This window comes from Corynebacterium sp. HMSC30G07 (assembly GCF_001806945.1).
GTDB classification, from domain to species: domain Bacteria; phylum Actinomycetota; class Actinomycetes; order Mycobacteriales; family Mycobacteriaceae; genus Corynebacterium; species Corynebacterium riegelii.
Map to the genome: position 1 here is coordinate 127109 of NZ_KV786467.1, position 18229 is coordinate 145337.

The 18229-nt window shown below is 59.1% G+C and carries 17 protein-coding genes; 13 read left to right on the forward strand and 4 right to left on the reverse strand.

Going from position 1 to position 18229, the window contains the following annotated elements; genetic code table 11:
• Positions 1-2 precede the first annotated feature (2 nt).
• Entirely contained in the window at positions 3-1211 is a 1209-nt protein-coding gene (locus tag HMPREF3104_RS07085; RefSeq protein ID WP_052204306.1) for an acyl-CoA dehydrogenase family protein, read from the reverse strand.
• A 118-nt stretch (positions 1212-1329) separates the two neighbouring features.
• Between HMPREF3104_RS07085 and HMPREF3104_RS07090 the strand changes: the two genes are divergently transcribed.
• Together HMPREF3104_RS07090 and HMPREF3104_RS07095 are read left to right on the forward strand one after the other, a co-directional pair.
• Entirely contained in the window at positions 1330-1974 is a 645-nt protein-coding gene (locus HMPREF3104_RS07090; RefSeq protein WP_070494958.1) for a TetR/AcrR family transcriptional regulator, read from the forward strand.
• The gene (locus tag HMPREF3104_RS07095; RefSeq protein ID WP_070494959.1) at positions 1967-3697 is read left to right on the forward strand and encodes an AMP-binding protein; all 1731 of its coding nucleotides are present in this window, start codon (positions 1967-1969) and stop codon (positions 3695-3697) included. The genes HMPREF3104_RS07090 and HMPREF3104_RS07095 overlap by 8 nt, the downstream gene beginning before the upstream one ends.
• A gap of 70 nt (positions 3698-3767) precedes the next feature.
• On the opposite strand, the gene HMPREF3104_RS07100 is transcribed toward HMPREF3104_RS07095, so the two are convergent.
• Together HMPREF3104_RS07100 and HMPREF3104_RS07105 are read right to left on the reverse strand one after the other, a co-directional pair.
• The gene (locus HMPREF3104_RS07100; protein WP_052204310.1) at positions 3768-4541 is read right to left on the reverse strand and encodes an enoyl-CoA hydratase; all 774 of its coding nucleotides are present in this window, start codon (positions 4539-4541) and stop codon (positions 3768-3770) included.
• 32 nt (positions 4542-4573) lie between these two features.
• Positions 4574-5626, reverse strand: coding sequence for an enoyl-CoA hydratase/isomerase family protein (locus tag HMPREF3104_RS07105; RefSeq protein WP_052204312.1), 1053 nt, complete (start codon positions 5624-5626; stop codon positions 4574-4576).
• Between the two features lie 174 nt (positions 5627-5800).
• On the opposite strand from HMPREF3104_RS07105, the gene HMPREF3104_RS07110 reads away from it, so the two are divergent.
• From HMPREF3104_RS07110 to HMPREF3104_RS07150, 9 genes are read left to right on the forward strand one after another with little or no spacing between them, the layout of a single operon-like run.
• Positions 5801-6778, forward strand: a complete 978-nt coding sequence (locus HMPREF3104_RS07110; RefSeq protein WP_052204314.1) for a bile acid:sodium symporter family protein — start codon at positions 5801-5803, stop codon at positions 6776-6778.
• A gap of 3 nt (positions 6779-6781) precedes the next feature.
• Positions 6782-8272, forward strand: coding sequence for a depupylase/deamidase Dop (gene dop / locus HMPREF3104_RS07115; RefSeq protein ID WP_070494960.1), 1491 nt, complete (start codon positions 6782-6784; stop codon positions 8270-8272).
• Between the two features lie 4 nt (positions 8273-8276).
• Positions 8277-8459 (forward strand): ubiquitin-like protein Pup, encoded by a 183-nt coding sequence (locus HMPREF3104_RS07120; protein ID WP_052204318.1) that lies wholly within the window; start codon positions 8277-8279, stop codon positions 8457-8459.
• A gap of 31 nt (positions 8460-8490) precedes the next feature.
• The gene (gene pafA / locus HMPREF3104_RS07125) at positions 8491-9867 is read left to right on the forward strand and encodes a Pup--protein ligase (RefSeq protein WP_070495009.1); all 1377 of its coding nucleotides are present in this window, start codon (positions 8491-8493) and stop codon (positions 9865-9867) included.
• Positions 9860-10777, forward strand: coding sequence for a helix-turn-helix transcriptional regulator (locus HMPREF3104_RS07130; protein WP_070494961.1), 918 nt, complete (start codon positions 9860-9862; stop codon positions 10775-10777). Before pafA ends, HMPREF3104_RS07130 begins: the two co-directional genes overlap by 8 nt.
• Positions 10774-11718: a helix-turn-helix transcriptional regulator gene (locus HMPREF3104_RS07135; RefSeq protein ID WP_052204322.1), complete on the forward strand. Its 945-nt coding sequence runs from the start codon at positions 10774-10776 to the stop codon at positions 11716-11718. The genes HMPREF3104_RS07130 and HMPREF3104_RS07135 overlap by 4 nt, the downstream gene beginning before the upstream one ends.
• A gap of 5 nt (positions 11719-11723) precedes the next feature.
• A complete protein-coding gene (tatA, locus tag HMPREF3104_RS07140) occupies positions 11724-12032 on the forward strand; it encodes a Sec-independent protein translocase subunit TatA (protein WP_052204324.1) in 309 nt (102 codons plus the stop codon).
• Between the two features lie 5 nt (positions 12033-12037).
• Positions 12038-13039 (forward strand): twin-arginine translocase subunit TatC, encoded by a 1002-nt coding sequence (tatC, locus tag HMPREF3104_RS07145; RefSeq protein WP_083278985.1) that lies wholly within the window; start codon positions 12038-12040, stop codon positions 13037-13039.
• 30 nt (positions 13040-13069) lie between these two features.
• Positions 13070-15826: a DEAD/DEAH box helicase gene (locus HMPREF3104_RS07150; RefSeq protein ID WP_070494962.1), complete on the forward strand. Its 2757-nt coding sequence runs from the start codon at positions 13070-13072 to the stop codon at positions 15824-15826.
• On the opposite strand, the gene HMPREF3104_RS07155 is transcribed toward HMPREF3104_RS07150, so the two are convergent.
• The gene (locus tag HMPREF3104_RS07155) at positions 15813-16388 is read right to left on the reverse strand and encodes a trypsin-like serine peptidase (RefSeq protein WP_070494963.1); all 576 of its coding nucleotides are present in this window, start codon (positions 16386-16388) and stop codon (positions 15813-15815) included. The two genes, HMPREF3104_RS07150 and HMPREF3104_RS07155, sit on opposite strands and share 14 nt — an antisense overlap.
• A gap of 31 nt (positions 16389-16419) precedes the next feature.
• On the opposite strand from HMPREF3104_RS07155, the gene HMPREF3104_RS07160 reads away from it, so the two are divergent.
• On the forward strand, positions 16420-17505 hold the full coding sequence (locus HMPREF3104_RS07160; protein ID WP_070494964.1) for a M24 family metallopeptidase: 1086 nt from the start codon (positions 16420-16422) through the stop codon (positions 17503-17505).
• Positions 17499-18224: an SDR family oxidoreductase gene (locus HMPREF3104_RS07165; RefSeq protein WP_070494965.1), complete on the forward strand. Its 726-nt coding sequence runs from the start codon at positions 17499-17501 to the stop codon at positions 18222-18224. The genes HMPREF3104_RS07160 and HMPREF3104_RS07165 overlap by 7 nt, the downstream gene beginning before the upstream one ends.
• Positions 18225-18229: the final 5 nt, after the last annotated feature.

Genomic DNA, 18229 nt, shown 5'->3' on the forward strand with positions numbered 1-18229 from the left:
ATCTAGACAAACGCTGATTGCCCTGTCACTGCACGCCCGACGATGAGGGCGTTGATCTCGTAGGTGCCTTCGTAGGTGTAGAGCACCTCAGCATCCGCCATCATCTTGGATAGGTGATGCTGAGTCAGTAGGCCGTTACCGCCGCCAATCGCTCGGGCTGCCGCGGCTGATTCACGCGCCAGCCTGGTGTTTGTGGCCTTGGCCATCGCCGCCATAGGCATCTCCAGCTTGCCTTCTTCTTGAACGTGCGCGATTTGAGCCATCATTGCCAACGATGCCGACGCGTTGCCCAAAATCCGGGTCAGCGGCTCCTGGATCAGCTGGAATTTTGCAAGTGGCTTTCCAAACTGTTGGCGGGTAAGGGCGTATTCACGTGCAGCGTCGAAAATTCCTAGTTGAAGCCCTGCCGCCTGCCATGCAACCCAGGCGCGCGAAGAACAGAGGAAATCGTTGACGTTGCTGAATGATTGCGCACCCGGGATAGCGTTTTCGTGCGGGATGAGCACATTGTCGTAGGTAATATCTGCGTTTTGCATGATGCGCAGGCCCATTTTGCGCGAGATCTTGTCGGTACTTACGCCGTCTCTGTCGAGTTCCACAATGAAGGCTTTCACCGCTTGGTCTTCAACGTCCCGGGCGAATGTGATTGCAAAATCGGCGATTGTTCCGGCGCCGATCCAGCGCTTTTGGCCGTTGATAATCCAGCCGTCCTCAGTACGCTGCGCAGTGGTTGCCAACCCTCCTGCAATGTCTGAGCCGTGGTCTGGCTCTGTCAGAGCGAACGCACCGAGCTTTTCAAACTTGCGAAGCCCCGGCAGCCACTTGTCGCGTTGTTCATCAGAGCCAAGTGTGTGGATGACGCCAACGTTGAGTTCGTTGTGAATGCCTACGAGTGCGGAAAGGGACACGTCTACACGCGTGATTTCGGCATATACAAGGCCGCGGAACAATCGGGAGGTGTTGGACAGCTCAATTTCTCCGAGGCCCTGGGCCGCCAGCTTTGGCAGCAGCTCGAAGGGAAGTTCTTCGCGGTCCCAGTATTCGCCAACAACGGGGCGGATTTCGGTTTGGAGGAACTCGTGGATTTCCTGCAGCCTTTTGCGCTCGTCGCTATTTAGCTGGTCAGCGACGCCGAGTATGTCTGCGTGGGGAAATTTCACACCTTCAAGATGGGCATTTTGGGGGGAGTTGGTGGGGAGAATCGGGGGCATTTTTTCAAACCTTCCTGCGGATGGGCTCACGCCGTGTACGATTTAGACACAAATCGTACAGGAACGGAAAATCCGTGTCTCGAAATTCGATTTCTCTAAAACGGAAAGGAGGAAGGCCATGACCGAAGCACTCACCCCGCGCAAGCAGGCGTTGCACGATGCCATACTGGCCGACTTTCTCAAGGAAGGATTTCGCGATTTCACTATCGACGCTGCGACGAAGCGCTATCACTGTTCAAAATCCACCTTGTACACGTTCGGAAAAAGCCGAGACGAAATTGTGCGAAGGATACTGATCAGCTTCTTCAAAGAGATCGCGCAAACCACCGAAGCTGCTGGACGCCCGATTGCGAATCACGCAGAATCTCTCTTCGCGTACTTTGACGCAATCCGTACGTGTTTGGAGCCAGCCAGCGCCGAGTTCATGCATGATCTGGCAACGGAGCCGGTCGCGCAGCGGGTTTATGACCTAAACACTGCGGCGGCAATTGATGAGATCATGCGTCGTATTGAAACAGGTATTGAGGCTGGAGAGTTCAACTCAATTCAGCCTGCTTTTGCTGCACGAATGATTCAGCGCTCAATGCAAGACATTCAGCAGGGGGAGTACTCCGATGTGATCGCCACACCGGATGCGTACCGGGAGCTCGGGCGAATAGTGTTGCGCGGCCTCGACCCGCCTGCCCCGGCACCAGCATCACAAAGCCACGCACTTCAACCCAATCCCAACAACACCGAAGAGAATCGAGGAAGCCATGACTAGCGTGACCCAGCAATTCCGTGAAGCTCGCGACAAGCTCCAGTCGCTGCAGTTTGACTATGAGACGGCCTACGAGACCTTTGAATGGCCCCGATTCGACGAGTTCAACTTCGCTATCGATTGGGTGGACCAGATTGGGTCTGATCCTGCATCAAAAGATCGCGAGGCACTCGTGATCACGGAGATCGACGGCACCGAAACGCGCCGCACCTACGAGGATCTAGCACGCCGTTCCTCGCAAGTGGCTAACTGGCTGTTGGATAGCGGTGCGAAGCGTGGTGACCGTGTCATGCTGCTGCTTGGCAACCAGGTCGAGCTTTGGGAATCCATGCTTGCTTGCATCAAGGCGGGCCTGGTTATCAACCCGGCTACGGTCATGCTCGGTGCGGCTGATCTGGAAGATCGCACAACACGCGCTGAGATCTCTTGGGTGATCACCAATGCTGAGGACGCTGTGAAGTTTGATGAGGTTGCCGGCGACTTCACTATCATTCAGTGTGGTGATGATCCTAATGCGCAGCAGGCTCACCCGACGTTGCGCTACAACGATTCCTTCAGTGCGTCGGCGGTATTTGAGCAGTCGCAGCCGACAAAGGCAGACGAGACGCTGCTGCTGTACTTCACCTCTGGCACCACCTCGAGAGCGAAGCTTGTAGAGCACACCCACACCTCCTATCCGGTTGGCCACCTTTCGACGATGTACTGGATCGGCCTACAGAAGGATGATGTGCACCTCAACGTTGCAGCACCTGGTTGGGCGAAGCACACGTGGTCGAACTTCTTCGCACCGCTGATTGCAGAAGCAACAATCTACGTCTATAACTACACGCGCTTTGATGCAGCAGCATTGATGGAGAAGATGGACGCAGAGGGTGTCACCAGCTTCTGCTGCCCGCCAACTGTGTGGCGCATGCTCGTACAGGCTGACCTTTCGCGGTTGAAGAACCCGCCAAAGAAGATTGCCGCTGCCGGTGAGCCGTTGAACCCGGAGTTGATCAACACGATTGAGAAGCATTGGCAGGTCCCGGTTCGTGACGGTTTCGGCCAGACCGAGTCTGCTGTGCAGATCGGTAACGCTCCGGGGCAGAAGATTAAGCCTGGTTCTATGGGGCGCCCGCTGCCAGGCTTTGAAATCGCCCTGATTGACCCAGCCACGGACGAGATCGGTGACCAGGGTGAAATTTGCGTCAAACTGGATCCACGTCCTGTGGGCCTGACCGTTGGCTATTACAACGAGCCTGAGAAGAACGCGGAGACGTTCCGTGACGGCTACTACCACACCGGTGACACCGCGGAGCGCGATGCGGATGGCTACATCACCTACATTGGTCGGGCTGATGACGTGTTCAAGGCTTCCGACTACCGCCTGTCGCCATTTGAGCTTGAGTCTGTGGTAATTGAGCACCCGGCGGTTGCTGAGGTGGCGGTTGTGCCTTCGCCGGACCCAATCCGTTTGGCGGTGCCGAAGGCATATGTTGCGTTGGCTGCTAATTGGGAGCCGACTGCGGAAACCGCAGAGTCAATTTTGAAGCATTGCCGCGACGGCTTAGCTCCGTACAAGCGTATTCGTCGCCTGGAGTTCTACGAACTGCCTAAGACTGTCTCGGGCAAGATTCGCCGCGTGGACCTGCGTAAGCGTGAGGTAGAGATTCACGAAGCCGATGGTGGTGAGACCAAGGCGTCCACCGAATTCGCTGACACTGATTTCCCGAGTCTGAAGGGCTGAGGTAACCCGATAAGCCAGTAGGGCAAAACAAAGGTGGGAGGAAAATTTCCTCCCACCTTTTCGCACCTATTTAGCGGTGTTGGAAGTTAGCCTTGCGCTTCTCAGTGAATGCCTGCATGCCTTCCTTCTGGTCTTCGGAAGCGAAGATGGAATGGAACGTGCGGCGCTCGTACATAAGGCCTTGGGAGAGGCTTAGCTCGTCTACGGCGTTGATCTGTTCCTTGATCATTGTGGTAGCCACGAGCGACTTTTGGGCAATCTCTTCTGCCAGGTCCTTCGCTGCATCGACCAGTTCTTCGGCTGGGACAACACGCGCGACGAGCCCGGAGCGTTCGGCCTCTTCAGCGCCCATCTGACGGCCGGTCAGGCACATTTCCATAGCCTTGGACTTACCAATTGCGCGGGTGAGTCGCTGGGATCCGCCCATGCCTGGGGTGACGCCAAGGTTCACTTCGGGTTGTCCGAACTTCGCGGTATCGCCGGCGATGATGATGTCGCACATCATGGCAAGTTCGCAGCCGCCGCCGAGCGCGTATCCGTTGACCGCTGCGATAATCGGGGTGCGTGCGCGGGTCAGTGCGTCCCATCCGGCGAAGAAGTCCAGGGTGTACATTTCGGTGGCGGTCTTGGTGCTCATCTCTTTGATGTCTGCGCCGGCGGCAAACGCCTTTTCAGAGCCGGTAATGACGATGCAGCCAATCGCATTGTCACTGTCAAGCTCGCCTACAGCAGCGGTGACCTCGGTCATGGTTGCGGAGTTGAGGGCGTTGAGCGCCTTCGGGCGGTTGAGCGTAATTACGCCTACTCGGCCAGTGGTCTCTACGAGGATGTTTTCATAGGCCATGTTGGTGGTTCCTTTCTTGACTTCTTGCACGTTTAGTTGAATTCTGGCGGTGTCGCGCCTGGCACGGTGTCGAAGGCGGTGAGGTCGCTGACTACGTTGGCGGGGACGTCGGCAAGCGTGGCGTAGGTCCAGGACGGGTTGCGGTCTTTTTCCACAATCTGGGCTCGGATACCTTCGACGAATTCTGGGTGGCGCTGCATGTTGAGGCTGAACCAGTATTCCTGGGTCAGTGCCTCAGCCAGTGTCATGTTCGCACCGCGATTCAAGGTGGTCTCAGCTACCTTGATGCCAAGTGGCGAGTTTCGCCGCATCGCCTTGGCGGCTTTGTGGGACCAGTGGTCATCATCATTGCGCTCAGCTAGCTCGCTCAATTGCTCAAGGGTTGCCTCTGGCGTTGCTGCGGCGTATATCTCTGCCATTTCCTCGCGGTCATCGCCAAATCCGGGGCCAAGAGGTTGTGCGAAGCCGTTGATCACGCCTACGTCTCCAGTGGTGGCTAGTTCAGATACAAGCGTCTCTAGCTGATCCTGGGGTACGTAGTGGTCTGCAAGCCCAACGTCAATGGTTTCTGCTGCACCGACGTGGAGCCCTGTGTAGGCAAGGTGGCGCCCGAGACGGTCAGGGCTGCGTGAGAGCAGGTAGGTGCCACCAGCGTCAGGGGAGTAACCGATACCGGTTTCGGGCATGCCTACCCGTGAATCATCAGTAACAATGCGGTGCGCACTCAGCGCTGAAAGGCCAACGCCGCCGCCGAGAACAATGCCGTTCATGATTGCTACGTAGGGCTTGGGGTAGGTGTGAATGTAATAGTCGAGTTCGTATTCGACTTTCCAAAATGTTTGCCCCATGGTGCCGCCGTCTTTGGCGTCTTGGTAGAGCGATGCAATGTCTCCACCGGCGCAGAGTCCGCGTTCGCCGGCGCCGCGCAGGATTACTAGGGATACGTCTGAGTCGTCCTCCCAGCTTCGCAGAATTCGGGTGATTTCCTCGAACATTTCGAGGGTGAGGGCGTTGATTGCTTTCGGCCGGTTGAGGGTGATGATGCCGGCGCGGCCTCGCTTTTCGTGCAGTACGTGGTCCGCCATGCATGGTCTCCTTTCGGGTGTACGACTTTAGCCCGTATCGTACACATCCCTGAGGTGCTCAGCGTGATTTTTACGCAATTACCCACCCAATGCAAGCGCGGAATGTGACGCAGCGTACAGTAGCCCCATCCCACACAGCGGGACTACATTTCCACACTTTGGACAGGAGGGGCTATGGCCACACTGATTGAACCGGAGTTCTCAACAAAGAAGGACCGATCCGCAGCGTTCGCAATTGCTGCTTTCCCCGTATTTATTCTTGTCGGCTCGGCCATCGCATTCATATTTCCTGCGCCGTTTCTGCCGCTAACGCAGTACATCACCTACTTCCTCATGATCATCATGTTCGGCATGGGTCTGACCTTGACCATTCCGGATTTCAAGGAGATTGCCCGCCGGCCGGTCCCTGTGGTCATCGGCGTGATCGCGCAGTTTGTGATCATGCCGTTGGGGGCAGTAGCGGTAGCGAAGCTGCTGGGCCTCAACCCGATGTTGGCGGTTGGCCTCCTTATGTTGGGTTCGGTGCCAGGTGGTACGTCCTCCAACGTCATCGCCTACCTGTCTAAGGGTGATGTGGCACTGTCGGTTGCCATGACCAGTGTTTCTACGTTGGTCGCACCCATCATGACCCCGATTTTGATGCTGCTGCTCGCCGGGGCAGAGGTGGAAGTTAACGCTGGCGCGATGGCTGCTTCGCTTGCAAAGACGGTGCTGATCCCTGTGCTCGGTGGCCTGCTGCTTCGTTACCTGTTGGATTCGTGGATGGAGAAGATCTCGCCAGTCCTTCCGTGGATTTCCATCTTGGGCATCGGTGGTGTGGTGTTCCCAACGGTGGCCAAGAACCGCGAAGCACTCATTGAGGTCGGCCTCATGGTATTCCTCGCGGTGCTGCTGCACAACGTCCTCGGCTACGTGCTTGGTTACTACGCAGCGAAGTTCACTGGCCAGCCGGAAAGTTACCGCCGCACGGTTGCCATTGAGGTTGGTACGCAATCCGCTGGTCTGTCTTCGGGTATGGCGGGTAAGTTCTTCGCCCCTGAGGCGGCGCTGCCGGGTGCTGTTGCCGCGGTGCTGCACAACATTACGGGCGCTATCTATGCCTCCCTTGTTCGTAAACACCCCACAGAGAAGGAATCGGCAGCTACCATCTAGCGCATGACACGCTTCATGGGTACTGAGACGGAGTACGGCATTATGTGTCCGCAGGATCCGTCGTTAAGCCAACTGCTCACTTCTACACATGCTGTGGTGGCGTATGCGGCGCTGCATACGTCCGCTCGCTCGCGGTGGGACTATGAGGAAGAGGCACCCCTGAAGGACACTCGCGGGTTTGACCTGCGGCGCTACCGCAGCGTTCCGCAGGTAGACCCGAACGCGATGGGCGTGGCCAATGTTGTCACGGCCAACGGTGCACGTTTTTACGTGGACCACGGGCATCCGGAGTACAGCTCGCCGGAGACCTCCAACGCGTTTGACGCCATGATTCAGGACGCAGCCGGTGACATTTACCTCAACCAGGCTGCGGCCACGATCCGCCAGTTGTGGGAGCAGCAGGTCAGCGTGCTGGATAAGCACGATCCCTGCCCACCGCTGAAGTTTTACAAGAACAATGTGGACGGTAAGGGCCAGTCTTACGGCAGCCACGAGAACTACCTGTATTCGCGCCAGACGGATTTTTCGACGCTCACCCAGGCGCTCATTCCGTTCTTTGTTGCCCGCCAGGTCATTATTGGCGCTGGTCGCGTCGGCATTGGTCAGGCGTCCGAGCGTGATGGTTTCCAGATTTCGCAGCGTGCGGATTACTTTGAGCAGGAAATTTCTCTGGAGACCACGCTCAATCGCGGCATCATGAACACCCGCGATGAGCCGCACGCGAACGCGACGAAGTTCCGTCGCCTGCACGTCATTGTTGGAGATGCCAACATGAGCCAGTACTCCAACTTCCTCAAGATCGGCATGACCAAGCTGGTTATTGATGCGATTGAGAATGACGTTGATTTCACAGACCTTCGCCTTGCGGACCCAGTTGCTGAGATGCACAACGTCTCGCACGACCCGACACTGAAGCATGAGCTTTTGCTTGCGGACGGCCAGCGCATCCCCGCGACCGCGCTCCTGCGGAAGTATATGGATAGGTGTGAGGCGCACGATGGCGTCGATAAGCAAGTGCTCGAACTGTGGGATGAGATCCTCACTGACTTGGAGCGCGACCCGCTGTCCACCGCGGACCGCCTGGATTGGACGGCGAAGTGGACCCTGCTGAAGGGCTATACGGACCGAGGGGTGAGCTGGTCTGATCCGAAGTTGAAGATGATTGACATCCAGTATTCGGACATTGATCCGGAGAAGTCGCTCTACCACGCGCTTGTGCGCAAGGGCCGGATGCACACCTTGGTCAGTGATGACGTGATTGCACAAGCCGCAGCCAACCCGCCGGAGGACTCGCGCGCCTACTTCCGCGGTCACGTCACCCAGCGCTTCGGCGAGGACATTGTGGCGGCGAGCTGGCAGTCCATCATTTTCAACCTGGACGGTGAGGTGATCCGTTTGCCAATGGACAAACTTGACCGTTTCACTAAGGCCGATATTGGTGACGTGTTGGATCGCGTAACCAACGTTCGGGAACTACTTCAAGCGTTAGGGTAGAGACATGACACAGCAGCAAGTTTTTGGAAAACCTGGTGGGGACGACACTCCGGAGGAGCCGTTCGAGGCAGGACAGGCGCAGATCAGCACTACTGGTACTGAGGACCTGTTGGATGAGATTGATGCGCTGCTAGATAACAACGCGGAGGAGTTTGTGCGCTCGTTCGTGCAAAAGGGTGGGCAGTAGAGTGACAAACGGCCTCTATCCGCGCCGCATTATGGGTGTGGAAACGGAGTTTGGTGTCGTCGCGTACAAGGATGGAAAGGCGGTGCTGACGCCGGAGGAGGCCGCTCGCTACCTGTTTCGTCCTGTTGTGGCGAAGCACCGGAGCTCCAACATTTTCACTGATAACGCCTCACGGTTGTACCTGGATGTGGGCTCGCACCCGGAGTATGCGACAGCGGAGTGCGATTCGGTAACGCAGCTTCTGAATTACGACAAGGCTGGCGAGGCCGCGTTTGCCCAGCTCGCGCGCCAGGCGGATCAGGCGATGGCTGCCGATCGTATTGACGCCAATATTTACCTATTCAAAAACAACGTCGATTCGGCGGGCAACTCCTACGGCGCCCATGAGAACTACTTGATTAGCCGTGATTTGGTGTTGAAGTCTTTTGGCAAGCAGCTGTTGCCCTTTCTGATTACGCGTCAGCTGATTTGTGGGGCGGGCATGATCAAAAAGGGTCGCTTCGTCATCTCGCAGCGTGCCGATCAGGTGTGGGAGGGCGTTTCTTCTGCCACGACTCGTACGCGTCCGATTATTAATACGCGTGATGAGCCGCATGGGGATTCGCGTCGTTTCCGCCGCATGCATGTCATTGTGGGCGATTCCAACATGTCTGAGCCGTCGTTTGCGCTGAAGGTTGGCTCCCTGTTGTTGGTGATTGAGATGTTGGAGGCGGGTTTTGACCTGCCGGATGTGGAGCTGGACAACCCGATCGGCCACATTCGTGACATTGCGCTTGACCCAACTGGTGGCACGGAGCTTTTGCTTCGCGACGGTGGCGTGACCACCGCCCTCGCCGTCCAACAAGGCACGCTGGACGCTGCCCGGCGCTGGCTGGAAGTGCGCCCAGATGAGGGAACGCCGAACGAGGAGATGGCGCGCATCGTGGACCTGTGGCAGCGCACACTTGATGCAATCGCGTCGCAGGATTTCTCGGGCGTGGACACCGAGATCGACTGGGTGATCAAGCGCAAGCTGCTCACCCAGGTCAAGGACAAACTGGGTTGCGACTGGGATCACCCGCGTCTTGCCCAGATCGACTTGACGTATCACGACATCGATCGAGATCGTGGTCTGTTTTACCTCTTGGAGCGCAAGGGTCTGGCCAAGCGTTGGACCACTGATGAAGCAATTGCACAGGCACTGCAAGCTCCGCCCGTGACGACACGAGCGGTGCTGCGCGGCAAATTCTTGGACGCCGTGCGTGCAGCGGATGTGGACCATAACGTTGATTGGGTGCATCTGAAGATCAACCGTCCGGAGCCGGTCACACTTGAGCTGCTGGACCCGTTTGCTACGGAGAACGACGAGGTCGACGCACTGATCGCCCGTATCGCCGAAACACGCCAAGGCGAGGCAAACCGTGAGTGAGGTGGATGCTGGCCGCAGGCAAGTCAATCTCACGTTTGCCCTGCTGGGCGCTGAAAGCCCACGCAACATGGAGTGGGTTGGACGTAACGTGGACGGCTACCAGGGTAAGTCGCCGTCGGCGTTGGCAATCATGCTTTCGCGTGACGTGAAAGAGCTTCGCAGCATGTGGGTTCCAGTGCGCTACATGGACGGTGAACTGTGGTTGGACAAAGACCAGTACGAGTTGGAACCGGTGGAGTTGACCGAGGCTGAGGCGTCCGTCATTGGTCTGGCGGCTGATTTGGCCCACGGCGCCAATCTGGGGGCGTTTGCTCGTTCGGGTTGGACGAAGCTTGCGGCTTCTGGGGCGACGCGTTCGTTTGATGAGCCAGTGTTGGCCTCGTTTTCCAACGACATCACACGCCTAGACCCAGACACGTTGCGTCATTTGCTCACGGGTGTGCGAACGTCGAAACGCTTAAAGTTTGATTTCGTTTCCTCACCGGGCATGCCGGTGCAGACGCGCACGGTGGATCCATGGGGGATCGTGCCGCTGAATAACCGCGCCTATCTGGTGGGATGGGACCGCGACCGCGATGCGGCGCGTGTGTTTCGCGTCCGCAAGATTTCTCATGTGCGCGGTGTCAACGCGACTGACTTCAAGAGGCAGGAGGGGAGTCTGCAGGAGATCGTCGAGAAGCAACTGCAGCATGCGCTGACGGATGCAACGGTGACGGTGAGCGGCGCCGCGGGCGATGAACTGGCTAGCCGCGGCCAGCGTGACGGTGACACGATCAAGCTTCAAGGCGTGGACCGTGATTGGTTGGTGCGCACGGTGGCATCCTTGGCGGGCAGTGTGAGCGCGATAGAACCGGCGGACGTGCGAGAAGACGTCGTGGCGTTGCTGCGGCACGTGGGAGGAGAGAAGTGACCTCAACGAATCCAGCCCAGCAGAGGCGCGAGCGTGTGGTGCGCCAGCTGAACTTGCTTGCGTATGTGGGCAAGCACCCAGACTCCACGGTGATGGAGATGGCACGTGACTTGGGTTCGGATCCCGGTGAGATCAGGGATGACCTCAACGCGTTGCTTCTTTCAGGCGTGGGCATGCATGGTGGGCAGATGATTGACCTGAATCATGATTGGTTTTCGGTCAACGTGATTAACAACCAGGGGCTGGACAAGCCTCTGCGCCTGACTCCCACGGAGGCGAACGCGCTGTTGCTGTTGCTGGAGTCCTTGGAAACCATGCCGGGGATTGTGGACTCTGACGCGGTGATATCTGCCGCCGCAAAGATTCGCGCCGTGGCGCATGGTGCTGGGGTAGATGATGCGCAGATGCACGCCGAGGGCACCCCGGCTGCGACGATCCGCCAGGCAATTGCGGAGGAAAAGCAGCTTGAGTTGTCCTATTACTCTGCAACGTCCAACGCAACGTCAACGCGCATGGTTTCGCCGATTGACACGTTCCATAAGGATGGCCAAACGTACCTGCGTGCCTGGGATCACGGTGAGCTGCGTATGTTCCGCTTTGATCGCATCAGGAGCATTGTGCTTACCGACGCCACGTCGAACCCACCCAACGCCCCAACCCCAACCCTGGATCCTGCTGATCCGTTCAGCATGCGCGATGCAAAACGCGCGCAGCTGTTGATCCACCGCGACGCCACGTGGCTGGCAGACGACTGGGATCTGGATATCGACCTTTCCCACGAGGGTGGGGAGTGGGTGCCAGCGCAAATGCGCTACGGCAGTGCCGATTGGCTCGTGCGCTTCTGTTTGGGCCAGGCTGGCAGGGTGCGTTTGCAGGCACCAGAGGAACTTGCCGAGGAAGTTGTTCGTCGCGCGGACGCCGCGATGCGCGTGTTAGGATGACGCACATGCCTAATCTCGGTGCTCCCGAAATTCTGATTATTCTTGCCATCGTGCTGCTGCTGTTTGGCGCAAACAAGCTGCCTGACTTGGCGCGTTCGATGGGTCGTTCGGCTCGTATTTTCAAGTCTGAGGTCAAGGAGATGCGTCGTGAAGACGCGGAAGACCAGCCTGCGACCACCGCACCGCAGGGCGAGTTGACTGCAGGCCCGGCCACCACGGCTAACCCGGCCTCCCCGGTGAACCCGGAGACCAGCAGCGCATCCCAGGGCGATGACTTCTGGGATCGTCCTGAAAACCAGCCGACGCAGCGCTAGTTCACATGGCGTCTCAGGCGTCGTCAACGCCGCGGGCGGGAAAAGCTCGCAGGCGAAAGCGCAAGCATAACCCTCAGGGGGAAATGACGCTGGTGGAGCACCTGACGGAGCTCCGCCGGCGCGTTATTGTGTCCCTGGTTGCCATTGTGGTGGGCACCATCATCGGGTTCATTTGGTACCAGAGCGCCCCCGGTGGCCTGATGCCGTTGGGTGAGATTATTCGCCGCCCTTACTGCAACCTGCCGCAGGATTTGCGTGCGGATTTCACGCATGACGGCTCCTGCCGCCTGTTGGCCACCAGCCCGTTTGAGATGTTCATGCTGCGCCTGAAGGTGGGTGCGCTGGCGGGGTTGGTGATGGCCTCGCCAATCTGGCTGCTGCAGATCTGGAACTTCATCACCCCTGGGTTGCACAAGAATGAGCGGCGCTACACGTTTACCTTTGTCACGCTTGCGGTGACGTTGTTTGTCGCCGGTGCTGTGCTGGCGTACTTCGTGCTGGACCAAGGCCTGTACGTGCTTATGACCATGGGCGGGGAAGTCCAGGTAGGCGGTCTCACCGGCCAGAGCTACTACAACTTCCTGCTTGGCCTGACCGTGGTGTTCGGCGTGAGCTTTGAGCTGCCACTCATCGTTGTCATGCTCAACCTCGCGGGCATCTTGCGATACGACATGGTGAAGGAAAAGCGCCGCATCATCATCGTCGGCCTGTTTATTTTCGCGGCGTTTATGACCCCTGGCCAAGACCCGTTCTCCATGGTTGCGCTTGGTACATCGATGGCGGTGCTTGTAGAGATCGCGTTTCAGTTCTGCCGCCTCCATGACAAGCGGACAAACCGTGCGCGCCCGGACTGGATGGACCTAGATGATGAGGAGGCCTCCGGGCCAATCACGGCGCCCACATCGGTTGGCGGCACAGAGTCAATTGCCGCCGCGCCGATAGAGTCGCCGCAGCCTGTGGCGCCCAGCCGGAAGAAGCCAGAGGACCCGTTTAGCGACGTTCTTTAGCCCCGCACACAACCACGTACGCTGGTAGCTATGTCTGGGACGTTTTTGGGTGAATTTGTGGCGTCGAAAAGCTTTAAGCTCGACCCCTTTCAACTTGATGCCTGCCGTGAGGTGGAGGCGGACCGTGGGGTGCTGGTGTGCGCGCCGACGGGCTCCGGCAAGACGGTGGTGGGGGAGTTTGCCGTGGCGCTGGCGCTGAGTCGCGGCACAAAGTGTTTCTACACTACGCCAATTAAGGCGCTAAGCAACCAGAAATACCACGACCTGGTTGCAGAGCATGGCGAGGACGCCGTGGGGCTTCTCACCGGCGATGTGTCCATTAACGGCTCCGCTGAGGTAGTTGTGATGACCACTGAAGTGCTGCGCAATATGATCTACGCGGAATCGCCCCAGTTGGACAGGCTGAGCCACGTGGTGATGGATGAGATCCACTACCTGGCGGATCTGGACCGCGGCGCGGTGTGGGAAGAGATCATCTTGAACCTGGATGATTCGGTAAGCCTCATCGGCTTATCCGCAACGGTGTCGAATTCGGAGGAGTTCGGTGAGTGGCTGAGCACGGTGCGCGGGGACACCGCCGTGATTGTGTCTGAGCACCGTCCTGTGCCGCTGAGCCAGTACATGATGGTCGGCCGCAAGGTGTTTCCGCTGTTTGAGCCGGATTCAGACCAGGTGAATCGGGAACTTGAACGCGCCATTGCCCGCATTGAGGCGGGTGCGGGTGACCAGGGCCGATCGGATTATGAGCAGGGCAGGGGCTTTCGCTCTCGTGCGGACGGTCGGCGCTCCGGGCGCGAACGCTCCCAGGACCGAGTGCGCCCAGTCGGCCGACCGGAGGTGGTCCGAGCGTTGCAGGGGCGCGACATGTTGCCGGCGATCGTCTTCATCTTCTCCCGTGCGGGTTGCGACGGCGCACTGTTCCAATGCCTACGCTCCCGAAAAGAGCTGACCACGCCGGAGGAACAGGAGCAGATCCGGGCGATTATCGACGCCGGCGTAGCCGACATCCCCGAAGAAGACCTCGAAGTTCTGAACTATCGCCAAGTGCGCACGGCTTGGACCCGTGGTTTTGCGGCGCATCACGCGGGCCTGTTGCCGGCGTTTAAGCACATTGTTGAGCAGCTTTTTGTGCGAGGCCTGGTCAAGGTGGTGTTTGCCACCGAGACGCTAGCGTTGGGTATCAACATGCCGGCGCGCACCGTGGTGCTGGAGAAGATGGTGAAGTTCAACGGTGAGGCACACGTGGACTTAACACCTGGCCAGTACACGCAGCTGACTGGGCGTGCGGGCCGCCGCGGCATTGACCACATTGGTAACGCGGTGGTGCAGTGGGCCCCGGCGATGGACCCGCGTGAGGTTGCGGGGCTTGCGTCTACGCGTACCTATCCGTTGATTTCACCGTTTGCGCCGGGCTACAACATGGCGATCAACATGCTGGGCATGAACGGCTACGAGGACTCCATCCGTCTGATCGAGCAGTCGTTTGCTCAATTCCAGACGGATCGTTCGGTGGTGGGTGAGGTCCGCGAGATCGAGCGTCTGGAGGCGAAGGTGCGCAAGCTGCGATCGCAGTTGGATCGTGACGTTGCAACGCTTACCGGTACCGACGCCGAGGATGCCGCCGACCAGCTGGTGGAATACCTGACGTTGCGGCGAGATCTGAGTGACGCTGAAAAGGAAGCCCGCCGTACCTCCTTGCATGACCGTGAGGTAGAGACCCGCAAGATCCTTGGCCGCCTGCAGATTGGTGAGGTGGTTGCCATCCCGAGCAAGAAAATGCCGGAGCTTGCGGCAGTGCTCCAGCCGGCTGGCAGGCAGGATGATCCCCGCCCGTGGGTGACTACGGAGCGCGGCTGGTCTGGGCGCATTAGCGCGGATATGTTCCGTAATCCGCCGATTGTGGTGGGCCGCATCAAGGTGCCGCGCCATATGCAGCAGCAGCCGCGCAAACACACGCGCAAGGTGGTTGATCTGCTCAGGCGCAGTAATTTCCACGCGCCGAAGCGTATGAAGGATCAGGCGCGGGTGCGTCCGTCGAAGAAGGTCACGGCGCTGCGAGAGGCGATCCGCCAGCATCCTGCGCACCATTGGCCGGCGCCGCAGCGTGAGCTGTTGGCTCGCGTTGGCGAGCAGTTGGTGCGTGAGGAGCGCAAGCTTGAACGCGCCCAGCGCCAGGTGGACCACTCGACCGATACACTTGGCCGCACCTTCGAGCGCATTATCGGCCTTCTCACGGAGCTGGACTACGTGGAGCTGCGTGATGGCCAGCCGCAGGTCACGGAGGAGGGCGAGCGCCTGGCCAGAATCCATAACGTGTCTGATTTGCTGGTGGCGCAGTGTTTGAAGCGCGGTATTTGGGACGAGTTGGATCCTGCGGAGCTGGCCGGCGTTGCCTCAATGATGGTCTTTGAGAACCGCAAGACCACCGGTGGGTATCCGGAGGCTGCCACAGATGCGATGGCGGACGCGATGAATGAGACGATGCGCGTCTACAACGAGCTGACTACGGATGAGCAGCGCCACCAACTGCCGGTGACACGTCTCCCGGAGGCCGGTTTTGCGTTGGCGGTGCATCAGTGGACTGCTGGTGCACCGTTGGGTTACGCCATGGCTGCGGCAGCGGAGTCGGGCGCGGAGTTGTCCGCAGGTGACTTTGTGCGCTGGTGCCGTCAGGTCATTGACGTGCTGGAGCAGATCCACAACACGGGCTACAGCGATACCATCCGCAAGAACGCCAATCGGGCTATTGATGCTATGCGACGCGGCGTGGTGGCTATCGGCGCTTAAGCGCCTCGAGCTTGTCGACGACGCGGGGTGAGACTAACGCAACCGTCGCCAAGCGAAGGTTCCTGCCGTATGGGTCTAGGATCAGCGACTGGACGGCGAAGATGCGTCCCTTCGCGACGATGGGTCCACCCGAGTCGCCTTTAATCGCACCGCTGAGCACGAGGCCTGCGGGCCTCACGCGCGTGTAGCCTGCGCGCGAGACTGCCAAGGGCAGTGGCGTGAGGTACCTGCCTGCGCGCGCGTTTGGGGTGCGTGCTCCTCCGCCGAAGCCGAAAGTAACGGTTTGGCTGAGCAGTGAAGGTGGCGGTCCAATCGTGGGAAAGTCTCCAAGCGCCACTGGTTTTGTGAGCGTAACCAGCGCAATGTCAGTGCCGGGGAAGAGGTAGAGCTCGTCGATTCGTCGGCGCTCTTCGCCTACGGAGCACGTCACACTGCGAAGCTTTGCCAGCAGCGGAATGAAGAAGTGGCCGCAGGTCAGCACCACATCTGGTGCGACAAGTGTGCCGGTGCAGTGACTGCTGGCACTGTGGAGCCGGACGAGATGGGCGGGGGAGACGGACACGCGACCATGCTAGCGCCCTACGATTGTGGCCATGAATTTGTTTGCTGAGGAGTTCTACGCAACACGCCGCCAAGCACTACAGAAGCGGGTAGCGCAATCCGATGTCACTGCCCTGGTTATCGGCGTTGGCGCGGAGATGAAGGCGTTGACTGGGCATGAGTTCCACTCGCATGAGCGCTTGACCGCGCTGGTAGTAACGGCTGATTCCCAGGTGCTTATCGCCCCGGCGACGGATGCAGCCTCTTTGCCGGCCCTTACGGACGTGACCGTGCAATCGTGGCGCGACGGCGAAAACCCGTACGCTGGCGTGGCCAACGTCGCAGGAGGACCTGCAGAACTTGGCCGGACATTGACCGCGGATCACGTGTTTGGCCTTCAGGCTGTGCTGCCTGAAACCAGGCTAATGTCCCAGCGGTTTGCGGACATGTTCATGATCAAGGACCCGGCGGAGATCGCTGAGCTAGCCAAGGCGGGCGCCGCCATCGACCGGGTACACGAGCAGGCACCCGCGCTTCTCGTCGCTGGCCGGACAGAGGCCGAGGTTGCCGCCGAACTTGCAGCGCTTATCCGCCGCGAGCATGCCGAGGTTGACTTTGTCATCGTCGGATCTGGCCCCAACGGCGCAAATCCGCACCACGACTTCTCGGACCGTGTGCTGCAGCCAGGGGATCCGGTGGTGGTGGACATCGGCGGCACACTAGACACCGGGTACCACTCAGACAGCACGCGCACCTACGTGGTGCCGGGTGCTGCGGCGTCACCGGAGTTTCAGCGCGCCTACCAGGTTGTGCTCGAGGCCCAGCAGGCTGCCGCAGCTGCTGCGCGCCCAGGCATGACGGCTGGTGAGCTGGATGCGGTTGCGCGCGACATCATCACAGCGGCCGGCTTTGGCAACGAATTCTCCCACCGCCTGGGTCACGGCATCGGTCTTGAGATACACGAGCAGCCCTTCATCATCGCCGGTTCTGACCTGGTCCTTGAGGAAGGTATGGCGTTTTCCATTGAGCCGGGCGTGTACGTCGACGGTCAGTTCGGTGTACGCATCGAGGACATTGTGACGCTGACGGATACAGGTGCCCGCTCACTCAACAACGCCCCTAAGGCACTTGAATGCTAAGTCAGGGCACAATTCTTCTCCTTGGCGCTACCAGCGATATTGGCGGTGAGATTGCTCAGCGTATCTGTCAGGGCCGCGATGTGGTGTGTGCGGTGAGGGATGTGGGGGTTGGCGTGGGCGTCGAGAAGCAACTGCTCAATGCTGGTGCCAGTAGCGTGCGGACGGTGGCGTTTGAGGCAACTGACTTAGAGTCGCACCGTGCGCTGGTTGAGTCGGTGGACAACCTCACCACCGCCATCGTGGCGTTTGGCATCCTGGGCGACCAGGAGCTGGCTGAGCGCGATGAGCGGGAAGCCGTGCGTATTGCCAGCGTGGATTACCTCGCCCAGGTCAGCATGCTCACCGTGCTTGCAGACGTAATGCAGCGCGGCGAAATCTTCGCCTTTTCTTCCATTGCCGGCTGGCGGGCGCGCCGCGCGAACTACGTCTACGGCTCCACGAAGGCGGGGCTAGACGCGTTCTGCCAGGGCCTGACGGATCGCTTGCACGGTAGCGACTTGCACCTGATCACGGCGCGGCCAGGGTTTGTCATTGGCAAGATGACCACCGGAATGAAACCGGCGATCATGTCGGTGACTCCGGACGTTGTAGCGGAAGCAGTGGTTTCCGCCGCAAGCCGCAGTCGCAGCCAAACCGTGTGGATTCCGGGCAGGCTTGCGTTGCTTGCCTTCATCATGCGCCTTGTGCCCCGCCCAATTTGGCGCCATATGCCGAGGTAATAGAG

Excerpts from the sequence above, each read along its gene's own strand:
- HMPREF3104_RS07165 (WP_070494965.1), top strand. The coding sequence starts at position 17,499 with ATGCTAAGTCAGGGCACAATTCTTCTCCTTGGCGCTACCAGCGATATT.
- tatC (WP_083278985.1), top strand. The coding sequence starts at position 12,038 with ATGGCGTCTCAGGCGTCGTCAACGCCGCGGGCGGGAAAAGCTCGCAGG.
- HMPREF3104_RS07110 (WP_052204314.1), top strand. The coding sequence starts at position 5,801 with ATGGCCACACTGATTGAACCGGAGTTCTCAACAAAGAAGGACCGATCC.
- HMPREF3104_RS07150 (WP_070494962.1), top strand. The coding sequence starts at position 13,070 with ATGTCTGGGACGTTTTTGGGTGAATTTGTGGCGTCGAAAAGCTTTAAG.
- HMPREF3104_RS07105 (WP_052204312.1), bottom strand. The coding sequence starts at position 5,626 with ATGGCGGACCACGTACTGCACGAAAAGCGAGGCCGCGCCGGCATCATC.
- HMPREF3104_RS07100 (WP_052204310.1), bottom strand. The coding sequence starts at position 4,541 with ATGGCCTATGAAAACATCCTCGTAGAGACCACTGGCCGAGTAGGCGTA.
- HMPREF3104_RS07090 (WP_070494958.1), top strand. The coding sequence starts at position 1,330 with ATGACCGAAGCACTCACCCCGCGCAAGCAGGCGTTGCACGATGCCATA.
- HMPREF3104_RS07095 (WP_070494959.1), top strand. The coding sequence starts at position 1,967 with ATGACTAGCGTGACCCAGCAATTCCGTGAAGCTCGCGACAAGCTCCAG.
- pafA (WP_070495009.1), top strand. The coding sequence starts at position 8,491 with ATGGGTGTGGAAACGGAGTTTGGTGTCGTCGCGTACAAGGATGGAAAG.
- tatA (WP_052204324.1), top strand. The coding sequence starts at position 11,724 with ATGCCTAATCTCGGTGCTCCCGAAATTCTGATTATTCTTGCCATCGTG.
- HMPREF3104_RS07120 (WP_052204318.1), top strand. The coding sequence starts at position 8,277 with ATGACACAGCAGCAAGTTTTTGGAAAACCTGGTGGGGACGACACTCCG.
- dop (WP_070494960.1), top strand. The coding sequence starts at position 6,782 with ATGACACGCTTCATGGGTACTGAGACGGAGTACGGCATTATGTGTCCG.
- HMPREF3104_RS07160 (WP_070494964.1), top strand. The coding sequence starts at position 16,420 with ATGAATTTGTTTGCTGAGGAGTTCTACGCAACACGCCGCCAAGCACTA.
- HMPREF3104_RS07085 (WP_052204306.1), bottom strand. The coding sequence starts at position 1,211 with ATGCCCCCGATTCTCCCCACCAACTCCCCCCAAAATGCCCATCTTGAA.